An 8,061-nucleotide genomic window follows, 5' to 3' on the forward strand; every position below is an offset into this window, starting at 1 on the left:
CTTTTTTGCTGATTTTCACTGATTTTCCCGCCAGAACAGGCCGCCGCTGGACTGGAACAGCAGCCAGGGGTTGACGCTCTTGCTGCCCAGCTTGAAGTCCATGGTCAGCTCCTCGCCCAGGGAGCCCACGCTCTGGCCCCGCTCCACAAGAGCACCCTCGCCCACGGCGATGGTCTGCAAGCCGTAGAGGTAGCTGCGCACGCCGCAGCCGTGGTCGATGACCACGGTGTTGCCCGTGAGGGCCAGGTTCCGGGCCAGCACCACAACGCCTGCCGCCGGGGCACGGCAGCTGTCGCCGGGGATGGTGTAGAGCCGGGTGGAGTTGGATTTGCTCCCCTGCTTGCCATTGACCACTTTGACCTGCCCGAAATCCACAAGCTTCATGTAATTTTCCGCCGGGCAGGCAAAGCCGCCGGCCCAGAGTTTTTCCCGCGCGGGCTGCTCGTAGAGGGGCCAGACCGCATTGCGGAACTCGTTGTTGGCGGCTTCCGAGGCCTCCGGCTCCGGGGCCAGCTCCACGGTGCCAAAATCCTTGGGCAGCACCGTGATGGTCCTGGTCAGCGTCTCGCCGTTGACGGTGATGTTCACCTCATGGCCGCCCGCGGAGGCATTGTAAGCCGCCGGGATGTAGGCCCGCCAGCCGCCGGGGCTCCGGGCGCACTGGATCTTGCCAAGGTCGGTCTCCACGGTGGGAGCCGTGTCTCCGGTCATGCCCGTGATGGCCACGCCCACAATGCCGCCCTGCTCCACCCGGTCCGCCGAGAGCTCTACCTCGGCGCTGGCCTGCAGGGTGAACCGAAACGAGAAGCCATACCAGCCTGTGGGCCTGGCGGGCTTTTCCAGGCGGCTGTTCCGCCGGATGGCCCCGGTATTGCCGCCCTCAAACCGGGTGACTGTCCCACCCGCCGGGAGCCGCCAGACGGTCAGGCTGGCCTTGTACTCCCCGTTGGCCGGGAAAAGAAACCCCGCATAGTCTCCCGCGCTGCCCGTATACACCACACTGCCCGCCGTGTTCTCAATGGTCAGGGTGGCATAGCTGGCCCACTCCGGCAGGGTAAGGGCCGGGTGCGCGTCGTAGAAAGTGCCAAGCTTCTGCACGGTCAGGGTCTCCGGGCTGGTAAACACCTTGTCCAGCTGGCCACTCAGCAGCGGCACCTGCCAGCAGTACCCGTTGACTTCCAGCGCCTCATCCCCGAACCGCACCTCCGGTGCCGGGCAGGAGCCCTGGGTGGTAAAGGCGTAGCTTACCGCCATCACCGCCCCCAGCAGCACCACGACGCCCAGCGCCACGCCCACCAGCCACAGCAAAAGTCGTTTCATAGATACTCCTCAAAGAAAAAGGGCGCACCGAAACAGTCCCTCAAGACTGTCGGTGCGCCCTGTATGTTTTTCGGTCTTCTCTTATTCCGCCTTGTCCTCCGCGGGAGCCTCTTCCGCGGCCTCAGCGGGTTCTGCAGTGTCTTCTACCGTTGCGGCATCATCCTCGCCAAACAGCAGACGCTCGTACTCGTCCAGCTCTTTCTCGCGGCGGCGCAGATAGATGGCCACAGCACCCAGAGCTCCGGCCACAGCGGCCAGCACGGCGACGACAGCGATCAAACAAGATTTCTTCATAGGTTCAGCACACTCCTTTTTTCGGTCGAAACGATGTTTCAGCTTGTTTTTCCAGCGGGAGACCCGCAGCAGAAACTCTGCTGCTTTCCACATGGCTGAGAGCATGTGGAGCGATAGTTTTACCAGAAAGATCATCCGCAGCATCCTCCATACATCGAGGTTCCGGTGCACCCGTCCGAATTAAGTTCATTATACCCGTTTCCTGAAAAAATTACAACCAAAACCCTAAAATTTTCTCACACCAGACCCAGCCGCTTTTTGTAGGCCTTGAACGCCCCGGGCAGGGTGTATTCCGTTTGCAGCTGCTCCCGGGTAGCCCAAATGCAGCCATCCGGCGCGGGCTGGGCCTCCACCGTGACAGTATAGCCCGTCATGCGCCACTCGATGTGGCTGAAGATATGCTTTGCCTTGGGGATGGGCTTGGCCTCGGTGATGCCGTGGATGCCCAGCGCCGTCAGGGCGGCCGGCAGCTGTTCGGCGGTCATAGCCGTGCCCTCCCAGAGCAGGGGCTGCCACAGCCCGGCCAGCAGGCCTTTTTCGGGCCGCTGCTGGATGAGGAAGCCCGCCGGGCTCTCCACCAGCGCCACGGTCAGATCTTCCAGCTTGCGGGCCTTGGGAGCGGCCTTTTGGGGCAGGCTGAGGGCCGTGCCCGCCGCCCGGGCCTGACACAGAGAGGCCAGCGGGCATTGCTCGCACAGCGGAGCCCCGTTGGGCACACAGACCAGCGCCCCCAGCTCCATGAGCGCCTGGTTGTAGTCCCCGGGGGCGGCGGGAGGCTGATGCTCCATCACCCGGGCTGTAAAGGCCTTTTTGACCGCCGGATCTGTAATCACACCGGGGTCATTATACAGTCTGGAAAATACCCGGAGGACATTTCCATCCACGGCAGGCACCGGAATGCCAAAGCTGATGGAGCAAATGGCCCCGGCCGTGTAATCCCCGATGCCGGGCAGGGCGCGGATGGCTTCGTAATCGGCTGGCAGCTCCCCGCCGTACTGCTCACAGACGATCCTGGCCGCCTTTTGCAGGTTGCGCACCCGGCTGTAATAGCCCAGACCCTCCCAGAGCTTATTCAGCTTTTCTTCCTCACAGGCGGCCAGTGCCGGAATATCCGGCAGGGCGGCGAGGAACCGCTCATAATAGGGCAGCGCCGCCGAGACCCGGGTCTGCTGGAGCATGATCTCACTCAGCCAGACGTGATAGGGACTGGGGTCGGTGCGGAACGGCAGGACGCGCTGGTTTTCGTAAAACCAGTTCAGCAGTGCAGGTGAAATGTTTTCCACGGAAAGTTACCTCGTTGTTGAAAAAGATGAGATTGCTTGCCCTCTCAGGCCGCTTCGCGTCCAGCTCTCCCAAAGGGAGAGCCTCTGGCGAAACCGAAAACTTCGCATGGACTGCCAAGGCCTCTCCCTTTGAAAGACTCCCGCCGGGGAGGTGGCACGAAAGTGCCAGAAGGGGGCAAGGTGGCATTGCGCAAGCAATGACGGAGAGGGCAAGGCCGTTCATCAAAAAAGCTGCCGCTTTCGGCGACAGCTTTCGCGTTTTGATTTACTATTTTTAGAAACCGTAGGCAGTGCGGGGGAACGGCAGGACGTCGCGGATGTTCTGGATGCCCGTGAGGTACATGATCATGCGCTCAAAGCCCAGGCCGTAACCGGCGTGCTCCACGCCGCCGAACTTGCGCAGGTTGAGATACCAGTCGTAGCTGGATTTGTCCAGGCCCAGCTCGTCCATACGGGTGACCAGCTTGTCGTAATCCTCTTCACGCTGGCTGCCGCCGATCAGCTCGCCGATGCCGGGCACCAGCATATCGGCCGCGGCCACCGTCTTGCCGTCCGGGTTCTGCTTCATGTAGAAGCTCTTGATCTCTTTCGGGTAGTCGGTGACGAAGACGGGCTTCTTGAACACCACCTCGGTCAGGTAGCGCTCGTGCTCGGTCTGGATGTCCACGCCCCACTCCACAGGGAACTGGAACTTCTTGTTGTTCTTCTTCAGGATCTCGATGGCGTCGGTGTAGGAGATACGGCCAAACTCGCTGTTGGCCACCAGCTCCAGACGCTCGATGAGGCCCTTGTCAATGAACTGGTTGAAGAACGCCATCTCGTCCGGGCAGTTGTCCAGCACATAGCGGATGACATACTTGGTCATGGCCTCGGCGGTATCCATGTAGCCGTTCAGGTCGCAGAACGCCATCTCGGGCTCGATCATCCAGAACTCGGCCGCGTGGCGGGTGGTGAAGCTCTTTTCGGCACGGAACGTGGGGCCAAAGGTGTACACCTTGCCGAACGCCATGGCCATGGCCTCGGCCTCCAGCTGGCCGGAAACGGTCAGGTTGACAGGCTTCTCAAAGAAGTCCTTGGTGTAATCCACGGTGCCGTCCTCGTTCTTGGGCACGTTGTCGAGGTCCAGCGTGGTGACACGGAACATCTCACCGGCGCCCTCGCAGTCGGAGGCGGTCAGCAGCGGAGAGTGGGCATAGACGAAGCCGTTTTCCTGGAAGAACTTGTGGATGGCGTAAGCAGCCACACTGCGGACACGGAACGCCGCGTTAAAGGTGTTGGTACGGGGGCGCAGGGTGGGCATGGTGCGCAGGTACTCCATGCTCATCTTCTTTTTCTGCAGGGGGTACTCATCGGCCGGGCAGTCGCCCAGGATCTCCACGCTGTCGGCGTTCAGCTCAAAGGGCTGCTTGGCCTGCGGGGTGAGGACGATGCGGCCCACAACGCGCAGGCTGCTGTACAGGCCGGTGTGGACCACCTGCTCATAGTTTGCCAGCTTGCCGGATTCCAGCACCACCTGCAGGGTCTTGAAGCAGCCGCCGTCCGACAGGGCGATGAAGCCGATGTTCTTGGAGTCACGGATGTTCTTGGCCCAGCCGCAGACGGTGACCACCGTGCCGTCGGCCGGGGTGTTCTTGTACAGCGAAACGATCTCAGTACGTTCCATAGTGTTTCTCCTCTTTCTGATTTTTATAAAAGAAAAAGACAGCTTTTGCCCTGAAAGTTCAGGGCGAACAAGCTGTCTTGTAATGTCCGCGGTGCCACCTGAATTACCGGGAGTGCCCCGGTCGCTCGCGCGCTCCTTTTTCACAATAAGCGCTGCCCCTGTAACGCGGGGCCTGCGGCGCGCCTACTGGCGGCAGGGCTTTCCGGCCCGCCGGGGTTCAGTTTGCAGCTCCCGGGTGTTCGTTCACGCTGTGTCTGCGCGCGGCTCTCAGCTGCTGCCGCGCTCTCTGGGCCAGACTGCCCGCGCTACTTTTCCCGATCTTCGCTTTTCAGTTTTTTAAAAATAGCACATTTGCGCCGCTTTGTCAATTAAAAAGTGCACTCTTCCCCTTGCAATCCGGCAGTTTCCATGATATCTTGTAAAGTGAAATTGTATGCCGTCTGTCACCACACGAAGTCAGACTGCACAAACCGTTCCCACACAGGATACAAGGAGAAACAGAACATGATGGAAAACCAGCCTGCGTACGGGCAGGAAGACGAGATCGACCTTGTGGCGCTCACTTTCACGCTCCTGCGCAAATACCGGCAGATCCTTGCCGCCGCCCTGGCCTGCGCGATCATTTTCGGCGCGGCCGCCGGGGCACACACCGCATGGGGCGGGGCGGTCTCTCAGGATGCCCAGAAAGCCTACGAAAGCGAGCTGGCCGAGTACAACCGCAAAAAAGAGAGTTACGAGGCCGCCAAACAGCAGTATTCTCTCGACATGGCCAACAACGAAAAAAGCCAGCGCGATACCGAATACGCCATCCAGAATGCGCAGGAGTACGCTGAGAATTCCGTCTGGAACAATCTGGACCCCTACAATGTCCGGGTGGCACAGGCCGACCTCTATGTGACCACCAATTATCAGATCCAGCCCGGCATGGCCTACCAGAATCCGGACCGCACCGATTCTGTCCTTTCCGCCTACGCTTCCCTGCTGGGAAACAGTTCTACCCTGAGTGAGGTGGCTCAGCAGTTCAACATGCAGGAGCGCTACCTGCGGGAGCTGGTGACCATTTTTTCTGACCCGGACACTCACCTGCTGGCCATTACGGTCATGAGCAGCAGTGAGCAGACTTCCAGCAACATTCTGGCCGCCCTGCTGGAGCAGGTGAATGCCATGAACGCCAATATCACGGCCTCGGTGGGCAGCCACACCATCAGTGTCATCGCGCAGAGCAGTTACAGCACCGTCTCCACCGACCTGCGGGACGCACAGACGGAAAACAGCCAGAACCTGCTCTCCCTGCAGACCCAGATCGACCAGCTGCAGCAGAGCCGCACCCGGCTGGACAGCAACTTTGAAGATACCACCAAAGAGTGGGAAAGCACGGAAGAGCCCATGCTCCAGTCCACCCGCATCTCCTCCGCCGTGCTCAAGTTTGGCCTCATCGGCCTGCTCGTGGGCATCGTGCTGGTCTGCGGCGCGGGCACCGTGCAGTTCCTCGTGCAGGGCAAAGTCTACTCCGGCAAAGAGCTGCGGGACACCTGCCGCCTGCCCCTGCTTGGCACCCTGGCCAGCGGGAAGACCCGGCAGAGCAAGCAGCTGGACGCCGCCCTTGACCGGATGGAGCACCGCCCGGACGGCAGCACCGATGCTGAGATGATCTGCCTGATGGCGGCCACCATCGCCAGCCGGGCCCCGGAGGCAAAGCATATCCTCATTACGGGCGACCTGCCCGCTGATCAGCTCACCGCGCTGGCAGCTGCCCTGCAGGATACCGGTGCCCTCCGGGCACAGGTGGTTACCGCCGCCGAGAGCATCCTGACCTGTGCGGCCACCGTGCCGCAGGTGACCAGCGCCGACGCCATTGTGCTGGCCGCAGACTGCACCTGCTCCCACTACACCGCCGTCAACGACCAGAACGAGCAGATCCAGCGCCTGGGCAAGAATATTCTGGGCTGCATCGTGTTTGAATAAAGAAGACACTTTCGAAAGGCCGCTGCCGCGCAGCGGCCTTTTTCTTATCCCCGCAGCGCTTCCACCAGTCCATTCGCTGCCAGCCGCCCGGCCCGGAGGGCCTCGTTGAGGTTGTTGCCGTGGCCACCGATCTCAATGAGCAGGCTGCCGGTGGTCAGGTCCTGATTGTAAAACCGGTAGCTGAACAGCACCGGGCGGGTGAACCCCGGGTAAAGCGCTTCCATGGCCGTCTCCCACCGGGCCGCAAAGCGGAGGTTCTGCCGCCAGTTGGGCAGCTGGACGCTCCCGCCATTGTCACACCCGCAGATGATCATGACCTGCGCGGCCTGCTCCCCCGCCCCGCTCCCGGCCCAGACCGGGGCCATCCGGGTACCGCTCTCCGTCTCAATGGCGTCCCGGTGGACATCCAGCACGATTTTGATGCTGGGGTACTTTTCCAGATATTGCTGCACCACGGCCCGGCTGTTGGCGTAGCTGCCAGTATAGCTGGGGTAGTCGTTCAGGGTCTCGTCATGCAGGGTGTTGAGGCCTGCCGCATTGAGGGTATCGGCTATCACCCGGCCCACCGCACACATATTGATGCTGCGATCGGTGCTGCGGGCCCCGTCACCCGGGCGGTACCACAGCCCGGCGGAAAGTCGGTAATCCTCCGTGGCGTGGGTGTGCATAATCAAGATCTGCGGGTCAGGGCTGTTCCACTCTACCGCAAAGGGCAAAGGGTTTGTGATTTCCGCCGCCACTTCTGCCGCCGGGACACGGGTGTTGTTTTTGATACTGCCTCCGCCGCAGGGGATATATTTTTCGCCGCTGCCGTGCGGGTAAGTCTTTTCCTGCACGGCACCTGCATCCGCGGGGCGGGCGTCGTCGGCTTCCAGGGCTGCAAGATAGCTTTCCATGCCGGTATTGGCCGGGGCGGCGGCTTCAGGGGCAGACTCCGGGGCGGGCTCTGAGGCAATGCTGCCCGGTGTCTCGTCCGGGATTGCCTCCTGCATGGCTTTCCGGCTCAGGGAGAGGGCGGTCCGGGCGGCAGGCAGCGGCCCTGCAATGACCGCCGCCAGCCCCAGCACCACCCGGTGGGCAAAAACGGTCAGCACCAGCAGCAGGGCCAACGCCAGCAGGAATGCCCCCAGCTGGCCTGTCCGCTCCGTGCCGCCCCGCTCTGTCTGCCGCATGGCCATCCCCTCCCCGTCAAAATGCTATGACCATTCTATGCAGTCAGCTCGCCAGCCAGCACAGCTGCGCGATGCTCAGCCGAGGCTGCAGAGCCCGGTTGATGGCGCTGCCCAGCAGGGCCGCCCCGTGGGCGATGACACTGTCCAGCTCCCGGGGCGTGACCACCAAATCTTTGCCCTCCCGGGCTTCCATCAGGGTGGGGATGCCCGCCGCGAGCACCGGGACCCCCAGCCGGGCGGCGGCCAGATGCTTGCGGCTGCCGGGCTGGGCCGGGCAGAGCCCGGTGTCCGAGAATTGCAGCGTCCGGCCCAGCCGCTCCGGCTCCGAGGAGCAGAGGCTGTCCACGCAGAGGAGGGCGGACGG

At 62.1% G+C, this 8,061-nt stretch carries 7 protein-coding genes; 1 reads left to right on the forward strand and 6 read right to left on the reverse strand.

Annotated features, from left to right (window positions below):
* Positions 1–15: 15 nt before the first annotated feature.
* From DXA70_RS11425 to asnS, 4 genes are all read right to left on the reverse strand, one after another.
* Positions 16–1,320 carry a M23 family metallopeptidase gene (locus DXA70_RS11425; RefSeq protein ID WP_128118536.1) on the reverse strand — a complete coding sequence of 435 codons (1,305 nt, stop codon included), beginning with the start codon at positions 1,318–1,320 and terminating at the stop codon, positions 16–18.
* Between the two features lie 81 nt (positions 1,321–1,401).
* Positions 1,402–1,749, reverse strand: coding sequence for a phosphatase (locus tag DXA70_RS14745; RefSeq protein ID WP_243001358.1), 348 nt, complete (start codon positions 1,747–1,749; stop codon positions 1,402–1,404).
* A gap of 101 nt (positions 1,750–1,850) precedes the next feature.
* Entirely contained in the window at positions 1,851–2,897 is a 1,047-nt protein-coding gene (gene mutY / locus DXA70_RS11435; RefSeq protein ID WP_128118537.1) for an A/G-specific adenine glycosylase, read from the reverse strand.
* Positions 2,898–3,171: 274 nt separating this feature from the next.
* Complete coding sequence (gene asnS / locus DXA70_RS11440) at positions 3,172–4,560, reverse strand: asparagine--tRNA ligase (RefSeq protein ID WP_128118538.1); 1,389 nt, start codon at positions 4,558–4,560, stop codon at positions 3,172–3,174.
* 504 nt (positions 4,561–5,064) lie between these two features.
* On the opposite strand from asnS, the gene DXA70_RS11445 reads away from it, so the two are divergent.
* Complete coding sequence (locus tag DXA70_RS11445) at positions 5,065–6,525, forward strand: hypothetical protein (RefSeq protein ID WP_128118539.1); 1,461 nt, start codon at positions 5,065–5,067, stop codon at positions 6,523–6,525.
* 44 nt (positions 6,526–6,569) lie between these two features.
* On the opposite strand, the gene DXA70_RS11450 is transcribed toward DXA70_RS11445, so the two are convergent.
* Positions 6,570–7,697, reverse strand: a complete 1,128-nt coding sequence (locus DXA70_RS11450; RefSeq protein WP_128118540.1) for a stage II sporulation protein P — start codon at positions 7,695–7,697, stop codon at positions 6,570–6,572.
* A gap of 43 nt (positions 7,698–7,740) precedes the next feature.
* Positions 7,741–8,061 (reverse strand): GPR endopeptidase (locus tag DXA70_RS11455; RefSeq protein ID WP_128118541.1); only part of this gene is annotated, 321 nt, incomplete at its 5' end.

It is taken from the genome of Faecalibacterium sp. OF04-11AC, assembly GCF_003460645.1.
GTDB classification, from domain to species: Bacteria; Bacillota; Clostridia; order Oscillospirales; family Ruminococcaceae; genus Faecalibacterium; species Faecalibacterium prausnitzii_I.